The sequence below is a fragment of the Desulfobacter sp. genome (assembly GCA_028768525.1).
Classification (GTDB): domain Bacteria; phylum Desulfobacterota; class Desulfobacteria; order Desulfobacterales; family Desulfobacteraceae; genus Desulfobacter.
The window spans coordinates 2,816,960-2,837,146 of record CP054837.1 but is presented as its reverse complement, the minus strand read 5'-3'; the positions used below and the strand labels follow the sequence as shown (position 1 = coordinate 2,837,146).

Below are 20,187 nucleotides of genomic sequence, written 5' to 3'. Positions count from 1 at the left end.
TTAATGAAAAAAGCTAAGGCAAATTTACCTTATTATCTATACAAAACAGCGCATTTTTGTCAATGCAATAAAATACCGCTTATCCCGTTAACAATTCGACTATTTTTAAGGATCGTCTTTTGCGCAGTCATTCCCCCTGAAACTATAATTGGGAAAAATGTTCATTTTGGGTTTAATGGTTTAGGAATAATCATCCATAAAAACTGCATCATAGGAGACAATGTTCATTTCTACCAACAGGTAACATTGGGTGGAGGCAGAGGTCATGGTGTTCCTGTAATTGGCAATAGTGTCATCATCGGAGCCGGAGCCAAGGTTCTTGGAAATGTAACCATAGGAGACAATGTGAAAATCGGAGCAAATGCAGTTGTGATTAAAGATATCCCTTCAGGTTGTACGGCAGTTGGAATTCCTGCAGAGATATTAGATTGTCCTGCCATGGAGGAAAAAACAAATTGAAACCGGATACCATTAAGGTTCTTACCACAATTCCATACCTTAAGGGTAAAGGAGGAGTAACAAGCTATTTTAATGCAATTTTACCATATTTGACATCGGCGATTCCTTTAGAGATAGGTGGCCTGAGGAAAAAAGGGGCATTTTTGCACCCCCTAACCGATCAGTTCCGTTTCTGGAATAGGATGAGGCATTTAAATCCTAATCTGGTTCACATCAATCCTTCATTAGGGGTGAAAAGTTTTTTCCGGGATGGTCTTTTATCGTGGCAAGCCAAAAGAAGGGGGGCCAAGCTTCTCATTTTTTGGCATGGGTGGAGTAACAGTTTTTCAGAGAAGGTAGGGGAAAAGTATTTATCTTTTTTTAAACATACGTTTGGCAAGGCTGATGGATTTATTGTACTTGCATCTGAGTTTGAACAGAAACTGAGGGATTGGGGTGTGAAGGTGCCCATCTATATTGAGACAACTACTGTAGAGGATAGTTTGGTCAATGGAATTGATATTCGACAAAGATGGCATCAGTTAAAGCATGACTCTGTTATTAAAATACTGTTCCTTTCACGACTCGAGCGTACCAAAGGCGTTTTTGAAACGATAGACGCGGTTAAAATTCTGTTGGAAAAGGATATACGGGTTGAACTTACGATTGCGGGCGATGGCCCTATACTTGAGGAGCTTAGGAGTCATACTCGTACTATAGGTTTGACTCCGGAACAGGTTAAATTCACTGGCTTTGTTCGAGATGATGAAAAAAGAAGGGTTTTTATGCAGAATCATATTTATTGTTTCCCTACTTTCTATGGTGAGGGATTACCAATTTCAGTATTGGAAGCTATGAGTGTTGGAATGCCAGTACTGACTCGCCCAATGGGGGGGCTATCGGATATGTTTGAACACGGGAAAATGGGAGCCCTTGTCCATGGCAAAAGCGCTGCAGAAATAGCATTGTCTTTGGAAAACATATTATCGAGCAAAGACAAGATGATGGAAATCGGATGCTATAATGCTGAATATGCCAACCGTCACTTTATCGCTCCGGTCGTCGCCAAAAGACTGAACAAGATATATAGTAAGATATGAAATCCATTTGCATAGTTACAATGAATTAAAATCAGATACGTTGCATAGTAAAAATGAATACATATTGAGACTAAAAAGTGCTTCTCCGATTGAACTATTATACAGGTTGAATCGCTGGTTACAGTTAAAATACTTTAGATATGTCTTCAAAAGACGGGGAATGTTCTTTCGGGTGCCCAAAGTTGATATTGGTGTAATTAAAGATATACATCAACCCAATATCAAGCTATTGGATCTTTGTACAGAATCTACTGATCTGAATGATGATGTCGATTTCAAACCGTTTGAAAAAAGATACTGCAAAACATTTTTCTCGGAAATAAAATTTGGAGACTCCGATCCCGATATCCGGTCGGTATGGGAACCGGCAAGGTTAACATCTGTCACCCAAGCTCTTGTTTCAATAGATCCTCAGACAGATAAGGATGAATTTTATAGGCTTACGCAGAAAGTAATCTCTTGGATTAAAGAGAACCCTTTTCTTTTCGGAGTGCATTATTTATCGCCTATGGAACTGGGTCTGAGGATTCAAGTCTTTTTTCTAATTTTGAAAAGAATAGACCCTGAAGAGCATATAGATGAAATTGAGATGATTCTATCTGCGATTTATCAACATGCATGGTGGATTTCGAGGAATATGGCCCTATATTCTTCTCTCGGCAATCATACGGTCTGCGAATGTGTAGGATTACTCTTTTCAGGAGCTGTGTTCAGAGGTCATAAAGAGGGGCAAATATGGCTGAGGAAAGGATGCCGGCTGCTTGAACAGGAGCTCTATCACCAAATTCTGGACGATGGTGGGGGGGCCGAGCAGTCTATTGATTATCACCGATTTGTTTTGGACCTATACTGGCTCTCGGTAGATTTCCTTGAAACTAATAAATACTATGACTGTTCAAAATGGAAAGAGCGCTTAAAAAAAGGTGAAATATTTTGGCAGTCGTTTTTATTTAATGGATGTGCCCCCCCTATGATCGGAGACAGCGACAGTGGATACGCCTTAGGAGGGGGGATTTGCCCAAAAAGACAGCTTCCAGGAAACGTAAAAAAGAACCATCAAGGTATAGCTTACCAACAATTCAATGATTCTGGATACTCAATCATAAAAACACAAAGCGGCGTTTTTATAACTTTTGATCATGGGCCTTTGGGTATGGCACCGTTGTATAATCATGGTCATGCCGATGCCTTATCGATAACTCTTTCCAAAAATAAGTTGCCGTTTCTTATTGATCCAGGAACATACAGATATAATGGAGTTCCGGAACATAGGGCCTATTTTAAAGGAACAAAATCTCATAACACCATTTGTATTGACAATACAGATCAGGCGGAACAGCTTTCTGGTTTTATCTGGGACAAACCATATACAGCAGAACTGGTTAGAACTAATGAAAATGCTGAAAGCATTTTTCTTCGAGCACAACATGATGGTTATACTCGATTAAAAAATAAAGTTATCCATGAAAGAGACGTGTGTTTTTATGATGGGACTTGTTGCGTTATTAAAGATTTCTTTTCTGGTTTCGGAACACATGTCTTTGAGCAAAATTTTCATCTTCATCCTGATGTTGAAGTGATAAAAGAAAAGAATTGGTTGTGTCTTGATAATAATGGGGTAAGCATTTTTATATACGATCCTGGAAATTTGTTTACCCTCGTTCGAGGCCAGGAGAATCCTCTTTTGGGTTGGTATTCATCAGAATATGGAGTTTTAGAAGAAACAAGTACTCTACATGCCGTTAAGTCAGGAGTGCCAAATGAGATCCGTTTTGTGACTTTGATAGGGTTCGGTGAAGCGCAATTGGAAAAGGCCGTTAAGATTTATAGGAGTATTGATTAGTATAATGCAAAGATATCCGGTGTTAAACCTGTGGGTTGATGATTGTGATATGGACCGGGCATTGAACCGCGTTGGTGAATTTGTAGATAAAGGAGACCGGGTGCATACGATATTCGCCTCCAATCCGGAAAAGAATTATTCAGTACCCAAGAATCCGTTTTTATACAAAATGTTTCAAGAAGCCGACCTGTTGATTCCTGACGGTATCGGTATGGTGATGGCCGCTAATTGGATTCACGGAGCTTCGATAAAACGGGTTCCCGGGTGTGAGCTCATGCAGAACATCTGCAGCTTGGCCGAGAGAAGGGGATATCGGATATTCATTTACGGTGCCAGGGAAGAGGTTAATGACGCAGCTGTCGGTGAACTGATGCGAAGGCATCCTAAACTGAAAATTGCTGGCCGACAGAACGGATATCTGGATGATGACAAAACAGATGAATTGGTCCGGAGAATCAATGAGTCAAAGGCACAGATTTTATTTTTGGCTCTGGGCTCTCCTAAACAGGAATTCTGGATTGCCAAAAACCGGAATCGGCTACACCATGTTCGAGTCTGCCAAGGCATCGGCGGGACTCTTGACGTTTTGGCCGGTACGGTGAACCGGGCCCCGGAGTTCTACTGCAAAACAGGTCTGGAATGGTTTTACAGATTGATGGCGGAGCCCTCAAGAATAGGACGGCAGATTAAATTACCCATATTTGCGGCCCAAGTGGTCATGAAAAAGTTGATGTAATGAGTGCGACTAAAGAGAATAGAGTATTGAATACGGGAGCGATTCAGATTGTCCTATTGGGACTGTTGGTCGCGGGCATTTATTATTCCACATTTGAATGGCTGGTTGTTAAGGACTGGGCCAGGGATGATTATTCCCACGGTATGCTTATGCCGTTTATTGTTTTGTATCTGCTGTGGGAAAAGAAAAATTGGTTCTTTGATGTTCCTGCCAAAATCAACTGGCAGGGTTTCCTGATACTGGTGCCGGGGTTGTGCCTTTTCTGGATGGGGGATCTGGCAGGTGAATATTTCATGCTGTATTTTTCATGCTGGCTGGTGGTTATGGGGTTGTGTTGGATTCACATGGGGCTGTACCGTATAAAAAACATCTGGTTCCCACTTTGTATCTCCTTGGCCATGTTTCCTTTGCCCAATTTTTTGAATGTTAAGCTGACATTTCAGCTGAGGCTGATTTCCTCTAAACTGGGCGTCGCCATGATGCGGCTTTACGGCATGAGTGCCTACCGGGAGGGCAATGTCATTGATCTTGGATTTACAAAGCTTCAGGTGGTGGATGCCTGTTCAGGGCTGCGGTATTTGTTTCCCATGCTCATTTTGAGCATTCTGATGGCCTATTTTTATAAATCCAGGCTGTGGAAGAAAGCTGTCCTTGTGCTGTCTTCCATCCCTTTGACCATTGTTACCAATGCCTTTCGGATCGCTTTAACTGGGATATTGTCCGAGAAATTCGGCTCTGCGGTGGTGGAAGGGTTCTTCCACGATTTTGAAGGCTGGCTGATTTTCATGGTGACCCTTGGGGTGCTCATGGGCGAGATGTGGATATTGAACCGGTTGTTTCCTGAGCCCGGGGGGGCGGATAACGAGGACCAGGATGATGAGGAAGATGCGGTACCGGTAGAGGTCGAGCCCGTCAAATCAGGCCTGCTGCAGCCGCAGTTCCTGGTTTCGGTTGTATTGCTGGGGTTGACACTGATCCTTTCCCGGGGCGTTGAGTTTAGGCCGGCCATTCCCATGGTCCGGCCGTTTGCCGAGTTCCCCATGGCCATAGACGGCTGGCGGGGCGCGCCGACAACCATGGAAGAGCAATTTGTCGAGGCCCTGGATTTCAGCGATTATATCATGGCCGACTACACCGACGGCAAAGGCGCTCCCATTGATTTTTATGTGGCCTATTATGAGAACCAGCAGAAGGGTGAGTCCATCCATTCTCCGGCCACCTGCCTGCGGGGCGGGGGCTGGGTGTTCAAGGAGAGCGGCAAAGCTCTTGTGCCGCTGGGGGACGGCCGGGTGCTGCCGGTGAGCCGGGCCCTGATCCAGAACGGGCCTTATCAGCAGATTTCCTATTACTGGTTCCCCATGCGGGGCAGGATGCTCACCAATGCCTTTGAGATGAAGTGGTTTAATTTTTGGGATGCTCTGACCCGGCAGCGGACGGATGGCGCCCTGGTGCGGGTGATTGTACCCGTGGGCCAGGGGGAAAGTGCGGAAGCGGCGGAAAAGCGGCTTCAAGGGTTTTTAAGGGCGGTTGTGCCTGTTCTGGACGAATATTTACCGAAATAAATTCTCATGTATCTGTTTACCACATTCATCCTGTCGCTGTTTCTGACCATCGCCCTGGTGCCGGTGTTTAAGCGGATGGCCTTTCGCATGCACCTGGTGGATGAACCCGATGCACGGAAGGTTCATTTGCTGCCCATGCCCAGGAGCGGGGGGATTTCCATGGCCATCGGCGCCCTTGCGCCGGTGCTGGTGTGGGCCCCCATTGACGGGGCGATAAAGGCGGTGCTTCTGGGCTGTGGGGTGATTGTGGCATTCGGGATACTGGATGATGTCAAGGACCTGAAGTACTGGCAGAAGCTGGGGGCCCAGGTGGCCGGGGCCGTGATCGTGATGGTGTACGGCGGGGTGCGGATCAAGTGCCTTGGAGATATGTTGCCCGGGGGCATGGATCTGCCCTATGTATTTTCTTTGGGGCTGACCCTGTTCTTTGTGGTGGGCGTGACCAATGCCATCAATCTTTCCGACGGGCTGGACGGGCTGGCCGGCGGGGTGTCCATGCTCAGTTTTGTGTCCATCGCTTTTTTTGCATTCCAGTCAGGCAATATGGCCCTCTCCCTGATGTGCATTGCCGTGGCCGGGGCCATTCTTGGGTTCCTGCGGTACAATACCCATCCGGCCGTGGTCTTCATGGGGGATGCGGGCAGCCAGATGCTGGGGTTTCTATGCGTGGTCTTTACCCTGATGCTGACCCAGGCCAATACCCCTTATAGCGAAATTCTCCCCTTGTTTCTCATCGGTTTTCCCATTATCGATACCTTGACAGTGATGATTGAACGCATGGCCAAAGGGAATTCGCCCTTTAAACCGGATAAGAATCATTTCCACCACAGGCTGATGAAGCTGGGGCTCTACCATTCCGAGTCAGTGACCGTCATTTATCTGCTCCAGGCGATGTTTCTTTGCTGCGCCTTCCTGCTCAGGTTCTATTCCAATTGGTTGAACCTGGGCATTTTCCTGGGCCTGGCCGCTTTTATTGTTCTTTTTTTCGCCCTGGCCAGGCAGACCGGATTCAAGTTTAGGAACGGCGAGGACAGCCTGCTGGGTGCCAAAAGTTTTCTGGCCAGGTTCGGCGGGGATAAGTTTTCCATCAAGTTTTTCTTCGCCATGCTCCGCTGGGGCCTGGCGATTGTCTTTGTTCTGCAGTGTTTGATACCCAAGGCAATGCCCTGGTATATGTCGGCGGGCGGTGCGGTGTTCATTGCTCTGATTCTGGGGGCTAAATACTTTCGGCCCCAGAGCAAAAAAGCGGTGATCCGGGTCTGCCTTTATTGCAGTATCCCTTTTTTGATGTATGAATCAACGGTGAACCCGGGGAACTGGGTAACCGATAATGTACAATTGGTTAATTATGCGGCCCTGGTGGGGCTGATTCTGGCGGTGATCGGCACCTTGAACCTGACCAAGCGTCAGAAGGGGTTTAAATTCAATCCCCTGGATTTTTTAATATTTATCGTGATTATTGTGTTCCCGAACCTGCCCAGCATTCATCTGGAAATACCGGAACTCAAGGTGGCGGTGGCGTCGGCCTTGATTTTGTTTTTCAGTTATGATGTGCTGCTGGGGGAGCTGCGGCCGGAAAATCATTTCCTGGACCGGAGCCTGGTGGCGGCATTTACCATTATGGCAATCAGAGGGTTTATTTAACGGAGTTGATGCGATGCGGATGAGAGTATGGGTAGTCCTGGCGGGTTTGGCGCTTTTGCTTGCGGCCTGCGGTACGCCGGAAGAAAAGAAGATGGCTTTTTACGATAAGGGTATGGCCTTTTTTGAGTCCGGGGACCTGGTAAAGGCGCGGCTTGAGTTGAAAAATGCGGTCCAGATTGATCCTGAATTTGCAAAGGCCCACCATTTGCTGGGAAAGATTGCATTGAAGCAGAAAAACGGCAAGGCGGCCTTCCAGTCATTTTCCACGGCGGTGAAATTTGATCCCGACCTGATTGACGCCCGGCTGGATCTGGGGAAACTATTTTTTGCGGCTAAGGCCTGGGACAGGGCCAATGCCCAGGTGGCCGAGATTCTGGGGCGGCAGCCCGATCATCCTGGCGCCTTGTTTCTGCAGGCCTCGATCCTTTTGACCCAGAAAAAGGCCGATGAAGCCAGGGCGGTTCTGGACAGCCTGGGGGATGAGGCAAAGCAGGGGGCGGAGTACCATTTATTGATGGCCTCTTACTGGCGGAGCAGCGGGAATCCCCAGAAGGCCGGTGAAGTGATTCAAAATGGGCTGGCGCTGAACCCCGACTCCCTTCCCCTGATTTTGGCCCTGACCAATTATTACGGCAGCCAAGGGGATCTGGAGAAGGTTGAAGTTTATCTGAAAAAGGCGGTTGAACTGTCTCCCGGGTCCTCGGGGTTCAAGTTCAACCTGGCCGGGCTCTATCTGAGACAAAAGGAATCGGCCAAAGCATTGGCAATCGTGAATGAGGTCCTGGCGGATAATCCCGATAATGACAGGCTCCGGGTTGCCGGGGCGGTGTTGCTGTTGAGGGGCGGGCTCAAGGATGAAGGCATTGGCCTGATTAAAGAGGGGATGGCTGAAAAACCCCAGATATATGCTTACTCCGGTGTGCTCAGCGAGATTTATCTCAAAACCAATAAGATCGGGGACGCGGAATCCGTGCTAAAGGATTTCCTGGCCCTGGAGGACAAGGCGGCACGTACAGACCTGATCAAGGCCAAATTGAGCTTGAGCAAGATCATGCTGCTCCAAAAAAGGGTGGATGAGGCCGGCAGCCTCATTGACCAGGTGATTGAGGAAGATCCCAAAAGCGTGGATGCCCATTATCTTAAGGGACGGATTTACCTGGCCAAGGGAGACGGGGCCGGGGCCGTGTCCAAGTTCAGGGCGGTGATAACGGATTATCCGGATCATCTGGACGGCTACCTTGGCCTGGCCAATGCCCATGTCCTGAACAAGGATTATGACCTGGCAATGGACGTATTGAAGACGGCCCAGAAAAAGGCCCCGGATTCCACCGGGATTCTCAAGGCCATGGTCCGGATCAACCTCTTTAAAAAGGATACGGCGGCCGCCGAGAAAAATCTGAAAAAGATCGTCAGCCTGGATCCCTACAATCTGGGTGCCATTGCGGGCCTCGGGGATTTTTACCTGGCCATGAACCGGTATGACGAAGCCATTGAGCAGTATAAGCAGTTAAAAGAGAGTAAGAAAGGGGCTCCCCTGGGATACTTGAAAACGGCCAATGCCCTTGCCCGGCAGAATAAGATGGACAAGGCCCTTGACGAGATGAATACAGGGTATGAGGAGAATAAGCAGTCTTCGGTGTTTATTACCTCTCTGGCACGGCTGTATATCAAGGAAGGCCGGTACCTGGATGCCATTGAAAAACTTAAGGAAGCCATTGAAGCCGATGCCAATAACCGGTTTGCATGGTTCAGCCTGGCCAATGCCTATGAGGTCGTCAAGGATTACAAGGCGGCCATGGGGGTTTATGAACAGATCTTTGCCAACCATCCGGAATCCTGGATGGCGGCCAACAATCTGGCCTTTTACCTGACCGAACTGGGGACCTCGGAACAGGATTATAACCGGGCGCTGGACCTGGCCCAAAAGGCCGATACGCTCAATCCCGGTTCGCCCCTGGTGCAGGATACCCTTGGATGGGCACTGTATCTGAAAGGGGATATTGACAGGGCCAGGGCGAAGATTGAACAGGCATATGAGCAGATGCCGGAGAATGAATCCATTGCCGCCCACTTGGGTGAGCTATACCATCGCCTGGGTAAAAGCGAAAAGGCAAAAAGCACCCTGGAAAAGGTGGCGGCCACGGATAAAGATTTCCTGGGCCGTGACCGGGCTGTAACCTTGTACAAGAAGTTTTATGAGGGACGTTGAAGATAGGTTTTGGGAAAATAATTACATATATTGAGTATATAAATGCTCAATATATGTAATTAGAGTTATATTAACGTAGGTATTAAGGTAAAAATTCCCCTATTTTTTTTGTATTGAACCTGCAGCAGAGTATTGTTGCAGGTTTTTGCATTGCTTTGGTATACTAATTGCTTAAAAAGTTTGCTTTGTGTGCTGGTAATTGTTTGATGCTGATTATCCGAATGGAGGTAAAAGATGCTTAAAAAAATGATAAGCGGTTTGATACTGGCGATAGGTGTTTTTATACTGGCAGGACCGGCTACTGCAGCCAAGGTCGAAATCGACCTGCTCTCTGTTTTTGATGATGAAGGGGACCGCATTGTTCGATTTGGAGACAACGATGTAGACCATGAGAACCTGTTCACAGATAAAAGTATTGATTTTGATTCTTCAGATCCCATTGCAAGGCAGTTCCAGACTGGGGGGACGCCGACCGGAACCCTGACATTTGAAATGACCTATTTTGATGTGGACTATACCAATGAAAGCGGATTTTTTTGGCACTCACAGGGAAGCTTTTTATCGGTCAACGGGGTTACCGAGGATTTGGTTCCTTCAAGCAAAAAGGGAAATATCCTGACCTGGACTGCTGACGCAGATATCCTAAAATCCGAAGGAGAGTGGAATGATATCACTTTCTTTATAGGATATAGGTGGGGATTTCTTTCCGGTACTGATATCGATGACTTTGAAGTTTCGGCCTTTACTCTCTCCTGGGAGACTGAAACCAACACCGGCGGAGCAGATCCTGTACCCATCCCCACTGCGGCTGTCCTGCTGGGATGCGGCCTGATCGGAGTGGTCGGTATCCGGCGCCGCCGGGAATAAAGGAGAATTTTGATACGCCTGGAATAAATTTTGCTTTATTTCTGATGGTATGATGCCGAATAGTAAGTAATGTCATCAACATACCATTAAGAACCGGAGCAGGGCGTAATGAGCACAGAGATAGTCCAAACAGCGGTAACGACAGGGAAAACCGGCGAGGATGCTGCCCAGGGCAGGCAACCCGCCGGTTTTTTTGCGTCTGCCCAATTTGACCCCTATGCAGAGGATCTTGCGGCTGAGGCAGGGGTTGTTAAACAGGACAAGTGGTCGGTGTCCTGGGCCGATCTTATGATGACCATGTTTGTGCTGTTCACAGTACTCTATGCATACCAGGCCGGAAACCGCCGGCTGGTACTGGACGACGGGCCGGGCGTGCATTCCATTTCCGAGTCCGGCGCCGGCAGGGTCGCCGATCTCAACGCCCTTCATAATCCAACCGATATCTACGACAGGGCCAGGGAAGCGTTTCTGGATGAGTTCGTCAACGATTCCGTAGGGGTGGATATGGTGTCGGATAGAGCCGTGCGCATCTCCATCGCAGGGGACATCCTCTTTGATACTGGAATGTCGGAACTCCGGCCCCAGGCCAGGGAGCGGCTGCGCCAGATTGCCCCGGTGCTGAGGGATAGTAATTATATCATTAATGTTTCCGGGCACACCGATGCCATGCCCAATTATTCGGAAAAATATCCCACCAACTGGGAACTTTCTGCCGCAAGGGCGACGGAAACGGCCCGTTTCCTCATTGAAAAGGAAGGGATTCCGGAGGAACGGTTTTTTATCAGCGCACATTCCTGGCACCAGCCGGTGCAGCCCAACAACAGCATGATGAACCGGAGGCAGAACCGGCGGGTGGAGATTATATTGATGAAAGAAAGGCCTTATTTAAAAAGCGCACCGCAATAAATTTTAAGGGGAGGCAAATGGATACCAACACAACGGGGAAAAACAGCATTTGGAACCATGGCAAACTGAATATCATCGGGGTCTGCTTTTGCTTTCTTCTGTTCTGCACCGGTTTTGCCTTTAGCGGAAATGTCGGGCTCTATGCCAATCTGGCCGGAGCGGTTATTGTGGTGGGAGGAACGCTTACGGCGGTCTTTTTAGGGTACAGAATGGAGCGGATCGTCATTCTGTTAAAGGTGATCGCCGCATCTTACACCCGGCCTTCGGTAAGTGCAGATACCATTGTCAAGGTCCTGGTGGATCTGTCAATAAAGCGCAAGATCAAGGGCATCCTTTCCCTTGAAAAAGAGGAAGAGGAGACCACCATTGTCTTTTTGCGCCGGGCCATCGGGCTCATGGTGGACAATTACAGCCCGGAACAGATCCGGGAGGCCCTGAATGCGGAGATGTTCTTTTTCCGGAAACGGCGGGATGAGAATTTGAGGCTGCTGAGGGCCATGGGGGATGTGGCCCCGGCTTTCGGCCTGGTGGGGTCAGTGGTCGGTCTCATCGGCATGCTGGGGGGAATCGGGGATTCTGCCACCCTTATGGCGACCATCCCCATTGCCCTGACCTCCACCCTTTATGGGATTATTCTGGCCAATATGGTCTGCTATCCCATAGGTGCCAATATACGGGAGCGGACCAGCCAGGAACTGCTCCTCCAGCGGATCATCACCGAAGGGATCGTGGCCATTGCCGAGGATATCCATCCCAGGGCCCTGGATAAAAAACTTAAATCCTTTCTCACCCCTGCGGCCCGGCAAGAAAAGGTGATCTCCATCGCCAGGATCAAGGAAATTCTGGAAAAAGAGCGGCTGGAGCGGCTGCCTCCCGTGGAATAGTTTCGATTCGACGATAATACAAACGCCCCGGTGCAGAAGGCTGCACCGGGGCGTTTGTATTTTTGCGGGCGGTTGGTTTAACTGCCCTGGGTGACACCCACCTCTTCAAAGGTTTTGATGTCGGCCAGGATACGGGTGGACAGGTCCAGCAGTTCCATGCAGACGGCGGCACCGGTGCCTTCGCCCAGGCGGAAGCGCAGGTCGATGAGGGGGTCCAGCCCCAGGCGGTCGTGCATGTATTTATGGCCGATTTCCACGGATTTGTGGGAGGCGAAGAGATACTGCTTTGCCGCCGGGGCCAGTTCACAGGCGATGAGCGCCCCGGCCGTGGAGATAAGGCCGTCGCAGATCACGGGGATGGACCGGGCGGCCGCGCCCAGCACCAGGCCGGCCAGGCCGCCGATTTCCAGGCCCCCGACCTTGGAGAGGATGTCCAGGGGATCGTTGGGGTCGGGCCTGTGCAGGTCCAGGCCCTTCTGGATCACGGCGATCTTGTTGGCCAGGCCTGCATCGTCGATGCCGGTGCCCCGGCCGGTAAGGCTTTCCACGGGAATCCCTGAGAAGGCAGCGATGACGGCTGTGGAGGGGGTGGTGTTGGCAATGCCCATGTCTCCTGTGCCCAGCAGATCCACCGGCGTTTCAGCATGGAGTTCTTCCACAATCTCAATGCCGGCTTCGATGGCGGCGATGGCCTCCTCCCGGGTCATGGCCGGCTCCTTGGTAAAATTGGCCGTGCCCTTGCGCACCTTTTTGTGGAAAATGGGCAGTTCCGGGTCAAAGTCAAAATTGACGCCGATGTCAGCGGCCTTGACAACGGCGCCGGCATGGTTGCCGATGACGTTTACCGATGCCCCTCCTCCGGCAAAGTTGAGCACCATCTGGGGGGTGACTTCGGCGGGAAAGGCACTGACCCCTTCCTCGGCCACGCCGTGGTCCCCGGCACAGGTGATGATGCGTTTGTTGGTCAGGTGTACGTCAATGGTGCCTTTAATGGCGGCCAGGCGGGCACCGATTTCCTCCATGACCCCGAGGCTGCCGGCGGGTTTGGCCTGGTCGGCCAGCCGCTGTTTTGCCTGGGCCAGCACCGCTTCGTTAAGGGTGGGGCTGATGGCATTGATGGTCTGTTCCAGCAGTGACATAGGTTTACCTCTATTTTTTGTGGGTTATATCCTTTTCAAAGACTTCCATGCCTTTTTTCATGGCGCAGAAGTCCCCGCACATGGTGCAGGTCTCTTTTTGTTCCGGCGTCCTTTCCCGGCGGATGGCATTGGCCACTTCCGGGAAGAGCAGGTATTTTTCAAGATCGTCCCAGCGCATGTCCCGGCGGGCCAGGGCGGCCTGTTTTTCATTTTCCCGGCGGTCGGGGTATTTGGAAATATCCCCGATGCGGGCGGCCAGGCGGGTGGCCCTCACCCCTTCCCGGACATCGGCCACGCCCGGCAGGGCCAGGTGCTCCGCCGGGGTGATGTAGCAGATGAGGTCGGCACCGTAACGGGCCGATGAAGCGGCGCCGATGGCGGCGGTGATATGGTCGTACCCGGCGCCGGTGTCGCAGGGGATTGGGCCCAGAACGTAATAGGGAGCGTTGCCGGACATCCGTTTCTCCAGCATGATATTGCCTTCAATCTCGTCCAGGGGCACATGGCCCGGGCCTTCCACCATCATCTGGCAGCCCATCTCCCGGCCAAGTTCGGCCAGTTCGCAGTTGATGATCATTTCCGCCATCTGGGCCCGGTCGTGGCTGTCATGGATGGCCCCGGCCCGGATGCCGTTGCCCAGGGAGAGTACCGCATCATATTTCTTCATCAGGGCGCAGACCCGGTCGAACTGCTCGTACAGTGGGTTTTCCTTTTTGTTGATGTCCATCCATGCCACCATGTAGGTGCCGCCTTTGGAGGCCAGTCCTCCGTATCTAAACCCCTGTTTGCGCAGCCGCTCGATGGTGTACAGGTTGATGCCGCAGTGAATGGCCATGAAGGAAAGCCCGTCTTCCAATTGTTTTTCAATGAGGTCGAAAAGGTATTCGGGGTCCAGCTTGGCCGGGTTCCGGTATTTTTTGATGGTTTCCTTAAAGGCCTGGTAAAGGGGCACGTTGCCCACGGGCAAATTGGTGTTGGCCAGAACCGCCCGGCGGATGGCATCCATGTCCCCGGCTGCGGACAGCTCCATCAGGGTGTCCGCCCCCTCTTCTTCGGCGGCCTTTGCCTTGGCAATTTCCTGATCGATGTCGCAGATGTCAGATGAGGTGCCGATGGAGGCGTTGATCTTGGTGCGAAGGCCGGTGCCGATGCCCCTGACGATCTGGCCGGGGCGGTTGGGGTTGCAGGGAATGACGATTTCTCCCCTGGCCACTTTGTCCAGGATGAAATCGGTTGAAAGGCCTTCGGTTTCGGCCACCATTGTCATTTCTTTGGTGAGTTCGCCGCGGCGGGCGTATTCGAGCTGGGTTGTCATGATTTAGTCTCCTCGCTAAACATGCTGCCCTGCAGGCCTGAATGTAAAAAAAGGCTCTGCAAGACATACAGTCTTACAAAACCCTTTACCATCAGGTTCCACTGCTAAGGATATCCGGCTCGTCTTCTGACTTAGGGCATTAGATCCGTTCTGCGCCTTCCCGGGGATACGTCCAGTGGCATTGCAGAACCGATATTTCCCATCACAGCGGCGGGACCGTCACGGAATTTCACCGTGTTCCGTTGGCCGGAGATCCGCTATAATTTCAGTGAAAAGATCTACACCCGATGAGACCCGAGGTCAATAATTTTGTGCTAAAATGCTTTACAAATCATGGGAGTTGATCAATATTTCTGAAGCTATGGATCAAAACAGGTTTATCAAAAATAAATTTTACAAGATCTATGTGGCCAATGAGGTGCTCCTGGGCAATGCCCTGGCCTTGCTTGTGGGCGACTGGATGACCAATGTGTTTTTTAAAAACCGGGCCGGGGATGCCTCTGAGGAACTGCTGGCCAGGGTGCTTTATCTTGATTTGTCCTACGGGGCGGCCTGTGCGATTATCCTTTCCGCCCTGACTGTCTGGTATGAACAGTCCATTCGCAAATGCCTCGCCGGTTTTCACACCGGTACGCCCGTGGAACCGGCCTTGCTCGACCGCGCCCGGAGAATGGTGCTCAACGAACCATTTTTTATTGTCATGATTGATGCGGTGGCCTGGGGCATCGGGTCCTTCCTGTTCTGGAAGGCCGGATCGCCTGGCGGTATCCGGCTGGGCCTGGGGAGCGGGCTGATAACCGTTGCCCTGGCATTTTTCTGGGTGGAGCATGTCTCCCAGCATACCCGGGTGCCTTTGTTTTTCCCCAAGGGGGACCTGTCCAAGGTGGACGGCGTGGTCTCCATCAGCCTGAGGGTAAGGTTTATTGCCCTGCTGTTTGCCGTTTCCCTGGTGCCCCTGACCTTTGTCCATCTGACCATACAGCGGCTGGGCAATGTGTCCGGCCTGGATAAGGCCGGTATGGCGGCCATGGTTCAGCAACTGGAAAAGACTATTGTCATGGAAAGTTCCATTTTTATGGTGGTCTCCATTCTGCTTTCCCTGCTGGTGCTCCACCACCTCAAGCGGCCGGTGGCTGAGATTATCCGTGTCATGGGACATGCGAAAAAAGGGGATTTCTCCCAAAAGGCCAAGGTATACACCAACGATGAGATCGGATTTGCAGGAGAAATGCTCAATTCCATGAACCGCGGGCTCATGGAGCGGGAATTGATCAAGGATACCTTCGGCAAGTATGTGGACCGGCGGATAAGGGATGAAATCCTGTCCGGCCGGGTTTCCCTTGACGGGGAGCGCAAAGAGGCAACGATTCTGTTTGCGGATCTGAGGAATTTTACCCCCCTGGTGGCGGTGACCCCGGCCAAGGATCTCATCTACATGCTTAACTCTTATTTTAATGAAATTTCCAGGGTGATTGATAGGAACGGGGGCTTGATTCTGCAGTTCATCGGGGATGAGGTGGAGGCGGTCTTCGGCGCGCCGGTCGCCGGAGAGGGACATGAAGCCGCCGCCGTAAAGACGGCACTGGAAATGCGCAGCCGGATGGACCTGCTCAATAAGCGGTTTAAGGACAAAGGGATGCCACCCATCGCCCACGGGGTGGGCATTCATACCGGGTCGGTGCTGGCGGCCAATATCGGCAGTGCATACCGGTCAACCTATTCCCTCATCGGCGATACCGTGAACATGGCCTCCCGGATTCAGGACCTGAACAAGCGGTTTGGAACAGATATACTGGTTTCCCAAGCCGTGAAGGAGGCGCTGGAAGGCCGGTATGAATTTTCAGCCATGCCCGAAGCCCGGGTCCGGGGCAAAAAAGAGCCGGTGCAGGTCTATTCCTTGGGCCTTCATACATGATTCCTTTTAGATCAGGCCACATCCAGGCGGCAGGGCCCAAGAAAGCGGATGATGGACCGGATCTTATCCTGAACCCTTAGAAAGGCGGTGACCACCCTGGGGTCGAACTGGGTGCCGCTGCAGTTGATGATTTCCTCAACCGCCTCATCAAAGACCCGTGCCGGGCGGTAGGGGCGGTTCTGGAGAATGGCTGACAGGGAATCCGCCAGGGAGATGATTCTGGCCCCCAGGGGAATCTCCTTTCCTTTCAGCCCGGCCGGATAGCCGGCGCCGTCAAACCGTTCATGGTGGTGGCGGACCATGTCCACAATCCCGCTTTGGGACAGGGCTTCCACCGGACGGAGAATATCCGCCCCCATATCCGGGTGGCGCCGGATGAATGCCCATTCCCCGTCGGTGAGGGGGCCTTTTTTCTGGAGAATGTGATCGGGCACACCGATTTTTCCGATGTCGTGGAGGTGGCCGGCCACATGAATAAGGTCGGCATCTGCGGGATCAAGCCCCATGGCCAGGGCAATGGCATGGGCAACTTCGGCCACCTCTTCGGAGTGGAGGCGGGTAAAGGGGTCTTTGGCGTCTATGGCATTGCCCAAAGATTCTGAGAACTGGTGAAGCACCCGGGCGGCAATATTCTTTTTGGACTGGCCGGCTTCGTTGTCTTTCATTGGTTTTGAATTCCTTCATTATAGTTAATCAGGTTGGGGTTATACGGGTTAAAAAATATAATGTCAATAAATATTAGGCTTGACTGACATTTTATGCGTGATTATATTCTTGCCCATGCAGCCGAATGCAACCGGCGGAAAATTCAAATAAAAGAGGTAAATAAAATGTCAAGTATACCTTCAAGAGATATAAGCGGAACGTGTGACGGTGAATGCCGTAATCTGGTCAGGGAAGGCGAAGAGAGCCGCCAGGCCTGTATTGAGTCTGTGGCCTACAGTATCGAAGAGGCCGTGCCCAGTGTGTCCTGGGCCAGTTCCAGAAATGTGGCTCCAGGATTTTTCGGGGGGCATGTGTAGCGTCTGATAACGTCAATCGTTCTTTCAAAGCCGCGGCAGATCATTCTTGGAGATGCCGCGGTTTTTTATGTTTTCCCTGATATCTGATATTTCAGTTTGCGTTTGACATTCATTTTCCTTTGGTTTATGGTGTGCGGCAGTTCACTGGGGGTGCATCCTTGCTGAGAGAAGGAAAACGGTCCTTCAACCCTTGGAACCTGATGCGGTTAGTACCGACGTAGGGAAAGTGTGATCTGATTGAATTAAAATTCACCCATCTACTTCGTTGCGGCCATAACCCGAAATCCTCACGTACACATGTACGCTCCGGTTTCGAATTGTGTCCGCGCCTTGTATCTGGCCAAATTTTAATCAAATCAGGAACGCCGAGCATTGAATTTATAAATTCAATTCCGCGTTCCATCCGATACTCGATCTTCTTGATCGCCTGCCTGTGTGAATCCATCAGAGCATCCCCGGTTGATAATCATTAACTGCCGGAGGTGTTATGAAAATTACCCTGAACGGATCCGTTGTCGAGACGGATCAGACGGATCTTCTGGCCCTGGTTCATGAGCGGGGCGTTGATCCTTCGTCCCTGGTCATTGAACATAATCTGTCTGTAATCAAGCAGGACAATTGGCCCCTTACCCCCCTGCGGGAAGGGGACACCATTGAACTGCTTAATTTTGTGGGAGGAGGATGATGGAAGATCTGCTGACACTTGGACCCAAGACCTTTTCCAGCCGTCTGTTGACGGGGACTGGAAAGTTTGCTTCAAAAACCCTGATTGCACCCATGCTGGAGGCCTCTGGCTCCCAGATGATCACCGTGGCCCTGCGGCGGGTGGACCCCGGGGCGGACCAGGAGAATATCCTTTCCCATATCCCGGATACCGTGACCCTGCTGCCCAATACCTCGGGCGCCAGGACCGCCGAGGAGGCCGTGCGCATCGCAAGAATCGCCCGGGCGGCCGGCTGCGGGGATTTCATCAAGATAGAGGTGATCCAGGATATGCAATACCTGCTGCCGGAGAATTATGAAACCTTAAAGGCCACAGAGATCCTTGCCAGGGAAGGCTTCACGGTGCTTCCCTATGTAATGGCGGACATCAATATCGCAAGGCAGCTCCACGATGCCGGCGCCGCAGCCGTTATGCCCCTGGGGGCACCCATCGGATCAAACGCCGGGCTTGAGATGAAGGCCATGATCCGCCGGATCATTGATACCTCAAAACTGCCGGTGATTGTGGATGCGGGCATCGGGAAGCCTTCCCAGGCGGCCGAGGCCATGGAAATGGGAGCCGATGCCGTCCTGGTGAATACGGCCATTGCCACGGCCCAGGATCCGGCCCTTGCCGGGCGGGCCTTTGCCAAGGCGGTGGCGGCCGGGCGCATGGCCTGCCTTTGCGGGCTGGCCGGCGCCCAGGCCGGGGCCAGCGCCTCCTCTCCCTTAACCGGGTTTCTGCGGAACTGATCACAGGGAGATAGGCCATGTCTTTTTTTGAAATTGCGAACCAATACCAGGACTTTGATTTTGCGGGGTATTTTGACGGGGTGACGGACCGGGATGTGGGGGCAAGTCTGGCAAAGGCCGGTGAAATCAACCGCCTGAACGAGTATGACCTGCTTAATCTGCTTTCTCCTGCCGCCGCAGGATTCCTGGAGCCCATGGCCCAGAAGGCCAGGACGCTGACCCTCCAGTATTTCGGCCGGACCATCGGGCTTTATGCCCCCATGTATATTTCTGATTTTTGTTCCAACCACTGCACCTATTGCGGGTTCAACGCCAAAACCGGCTTCCCCCGGACGAAACTGAGCCTGGAAGAGATTGAAGCCGAGGCAAAGGCCATCGCGGATCTGGGCATCCGCCATATCCTGGTGCTCACCGGCGAGGCCCCGGCCAAGACCCCCATGGATTACCTTGAGGATACCGTATCCCTGCTGACCCGGTATTTTTCATCGGTGGCCCTGGAGATGTTCCCCATGGAAGAAGAGGCCTACCGCCGGCTGTGCCGGGCCGGGGCCGATTCCCTCACCGTCTACCAGGAGGTCTACGAGCAGGGGCTTTATAAATCGGTCCATCCCAAGGGCCCCAAGTCGGATTATGCCTTCAGGCTGCTCACCCCTGAGCGGGGGGCCAGGGCCGGGTTCAGGGCATTGAATATCGGCCCCCTTTTCGGCATTGGAGAGCCAAAGGCCGAGGCCTTTATGGCAGGGATCCACGCCCGGTATCTGGAGCGGGAGTTTCCCGATGTGGAGGTCTCCCTTTCCCTGCCCAGGATGAATCCGGTGGACGGGGGAATGGCACCGGCCCATTTGCTGGATGATGCGGGATTTGTCCAGACCATGCTGGCCTGGCGGCTCTTTATGCCCCGGCTGGGGATCAATATTTCCACCCGGGAATCGGCGCAGTTCCGGGACCGGCTCATCCATCTGGGGGCCACTAGGTATTCCGCCGGGTCCAAAACCGATGTGGGGGGCTATACGGTGCGTAATCCGGAACGCACAAATTGTGATACGACGGTGCAGTTTGACATCACCGATACAAGGAGTGTGGACCAGGTGACCCAAATGATCCGGGAGAGCGGATACCAGCCCGTATTTAAAGATTGGGAGATCTTTTAGG

18 protein-coding genes and 2 riboswitches are annotated in these 20,187 nt (G+C 51.7%); of the genes, 15 read left to right on the top strand and 3 right to left on the bottom strand.

The genetic code is table 11. The features are described from left to right. The first annotated feature begins 3 nt into the window (after window positions 1–3). The 10 genes from HUN04_12915 to HUN04_12870 all read left to right on the top strand — a co-directional run bounded on the left by HUN04_12915 (window position 4) and on the right by HUN04_12870 (window position 12,189). Complete coding sequence (locus HUN04_12915; protein ID WDP90542.1) at window positions 4–459, top strand: serine acetyltransferase; 456 nt, start codon at window positions 4–6, stop codon at window positions 457–459. Then, window positions 456–1,538, top strand: a complete 1,083-nt coding sequence (locus HUN04_12910) for a glycosyltransferase family 4 protein (GenBank protein ID WDP90541.1) — start codon at window positions 456–458, stop codon at window positions 1,536–1,538. Before HUN04_12915 ends, HUN04_12910 begins: the two co-directional genes overlap by 4 nt. Before the next feature lie 172 nt (window positions 1,539–1,710). After that, window positions 1,711–3,381, top strand: coding sequence for an alginate lyase family protein (locus tag HUN04_12905; GenBank protein ID WDP90540.1), 1,671 nt, complete (start codon window positions 1,711–1,713; stop codon window positions 3,379–3,381). Window positions 3,382–3,385: 4 nt separating this feature from the next. Beyond that, the gene (locus tag HUN04_12900; protein ID WDP90539.1) at window positions 3,386–4,117 is read left to right on the top strand and encodes a WecB/TagA/CpsF family glycosyltransferase; all 732 of its coding nucleotides are present in this window, start codon (window positions 3,386–3,388) and stop codon (window positions 4,115–4,117) included. Then, a complete protein-coding gene (gene xrtD, locus HUN04_12895) occupies window positions 4,117–5,679 on the top strand; it encodes a VPLPA-CTERM-specific exosortase XrtD (GenBank protein ID WDP90538.1) in 1,563 nt (520 codons plus the stop codon). The genes HUN04_12900 and xrtD overlap by 1 nt, the downstream gene beginning before the upstream one ends. A gap of 6 nt (window positions 5,680–5,685) precedes the next feature. Beyond that, entirely contained in the window at window positions 5,686–7,323 is a 1,638-nt protein-coding gene (locus HUN04_12890; protein WDP90537.1) for an undecaprenyl/decaprenyl-phosphate alpha-N-acetylglucosaminyl 1-phosphate transferase, read from the top strand. A 19-nt stretch (window positions 7,324–7,342) separates the two neighbouring features. Then, on the top strand, window positions 7,343–9,532 hold the full coding sequence (locus tag HUN04_12885; protein WDP90536.1) for a tetratricopeptide repeat protein: 2,190 nt from the start codon (window positions 7,343–7,345) through the stop codon (window positions 9,530–9,532). Window positions 9,533–9,766: 234 nt separating this feature from the next. After that, a complete protein-coding gene (locus HUN04_12880; protein ID WDP90535.1) occupies window positions 9,767–10,399 on the top strand; it encodes a hypothetical protein in 633 nt (210 codons plus the stop codon). A 108-nt stretch (window positions 10,400–10,507) separates the two neighbouring features. Next, on the top strand, window positions 10,508–11,305 hold the full coding sequence (locus tag HUN04_12875; protein ID WDP90534.1) for a flagellar motor protein MotB: 798 nt from the start codon (window positions 10,508–10,510) through the stop codon (window positions 11,303–11,305). 17 nt (window positions 11,306–11,322) lie between these two features. Further along, window positions 11,323–12,189 (top strand): MotA/TolQ/ExbB proton channel family protein, encoded by an 867-nt coding sequence (locus HUN04_12870; protein ID WDP90533.1) that lies wholly within the window; start codon window positions 11,323–11,325, stop codon window positions 12,187–12,189. Window positions 12,190–12,266: 77 nt separating this feature from the next. Here HUN04_12870 and cobT read toward each other — a convergent pair whose 3' ends face one another. Together cobT and thiC are read right to left on the bottom strand one after the other, a co-directional pair. Next, window positions 12,267–13,328, bottom strand: a complete 1,062-nt coding sequence (gene cobT / locus HUN04_12865) for a nicotinate-nucleotide--dimethylbenzimidazole phosphoribosyltransferase (protein WDP90532.1) — start codon at window positions 13,326–13,328, stop codon at window positions 12,267–12,269. A 10-nt stretch (window positions 13,329–13,338) separates the two neighbouring features. Continuing rightward, the gene (gene thiC / locus HUN04_12860; GenBank protein ID WDP90531.1) at window positions 13,339–14,643 is read right to left on the bottom strand and encodes a phosphomethylpyrimidine synthase ThiC; all 1,305 of its coding nucleotides are present in this window, start codon (window positions 14,641–14,643) and stop codon (window positions 13,339–13,341) included. A gap of 98 nt (window positions 14,644–14,741) precedes the next feature. Beyond that, a riboswitch (cobalamin riboswitch) is annotated at window positions 14,742–14,909 on the bottom strand. 95 nt (window positions 14,910–15,004) lie between these two features. On the opposite strand from thiC, the gene HUN04_12855 reads away from it, so the two are divergent. Then, on the top strand, window positions 15,005–16,558 hold the full coding sequence (locus tag HUN04_12855; GenBank protein WDP90530.1) for an adenylate/guanylate cyclase domain-containing protein: 1,554 nt from the start codon (window positions 15,005–15,007) through the stop codon (window positions 16,556–16,558). 11 nt (window positions 16,559–16,569) lie between these two features. On the opposite strand, the gene HUN04_12850 is transcribed toward HUN04_12855, so the two are convergent. Then, window positions 16,570–17,223 (bottom strand): HD-GYP domain-containing protein, encoded by a 654-nt coding sequence (locus tag HUN04_12850; GenBank protein ID WDP90529.1) that lies wholly within the window; start codon window positions 17,221–17,223, stop codon window positions 16,570–16,572. Window positions 17,224–17,388: 165 nt separating this feature from the next. Here HUN04_12850 and HUN04_12845 point away from each other — a divergent pair, with 165 nt between their 5' ends. From HUN04_12845 to thiH, 4 genes are all read left to right on the top strand, one after another. Beyond that, entirely contained in the window at window positions 17,389–17,580 is a 192-nt protein-coding gene (locus tag HUN04_12845; GenBank protein WDP90528.1) for a hypothetical protein, read from the top strand. Window positions 17,581–17,716: 136 nt separating this feature from the next. After that, a riboswitch (TPP riboswitch) is annotated at window positions 17,717–17,822 on the top strand. A 245-nt stretch (window positions 17,823–18,067) separates the two neighbouring features. Further along, window positions 18,068–18,265: a sulfur carrier protein ThiS gene (gene thiS / locus HUN04_12840; GenBank protein ID WDP90527.1), complete on the top strand. Its 198-nt coding sequence runs from the start codon at window positions 18,068–18,070 to the stop codon at window positions 18,263–18,265. Between the two features lie 8 nt (window positions 18,266–18,273). Further along, window positions 18,274–19,035 (top strand): thiazole synthase, encoded by a 762-nt coding sequence (locus tag HUN04_12835; GenBank protein ID WDP93281.1) that lies wholly within the window; start codon window positions 18,274–18,276, stop codon window positions 19,033–19,035. Between the two features lie 17 nt (window positions 19,036–19,052). After that, window positions 19,053–20,186 carry a 2-iminoacetate synthase ThiH gene (gene thiH, locus HUN04_12830; GenBank protein ID WDP90526.1) on the top strand — a complete coding sequence of 378 codons (1,134 nt, stop codon included), beginning with the start codon at window positions 19,053–19,055 and terminating at the stop codon, window positions 20,184–20,186. The last annotated feature ends 1 nt before the right edge of the window (window position 20,187 follow it).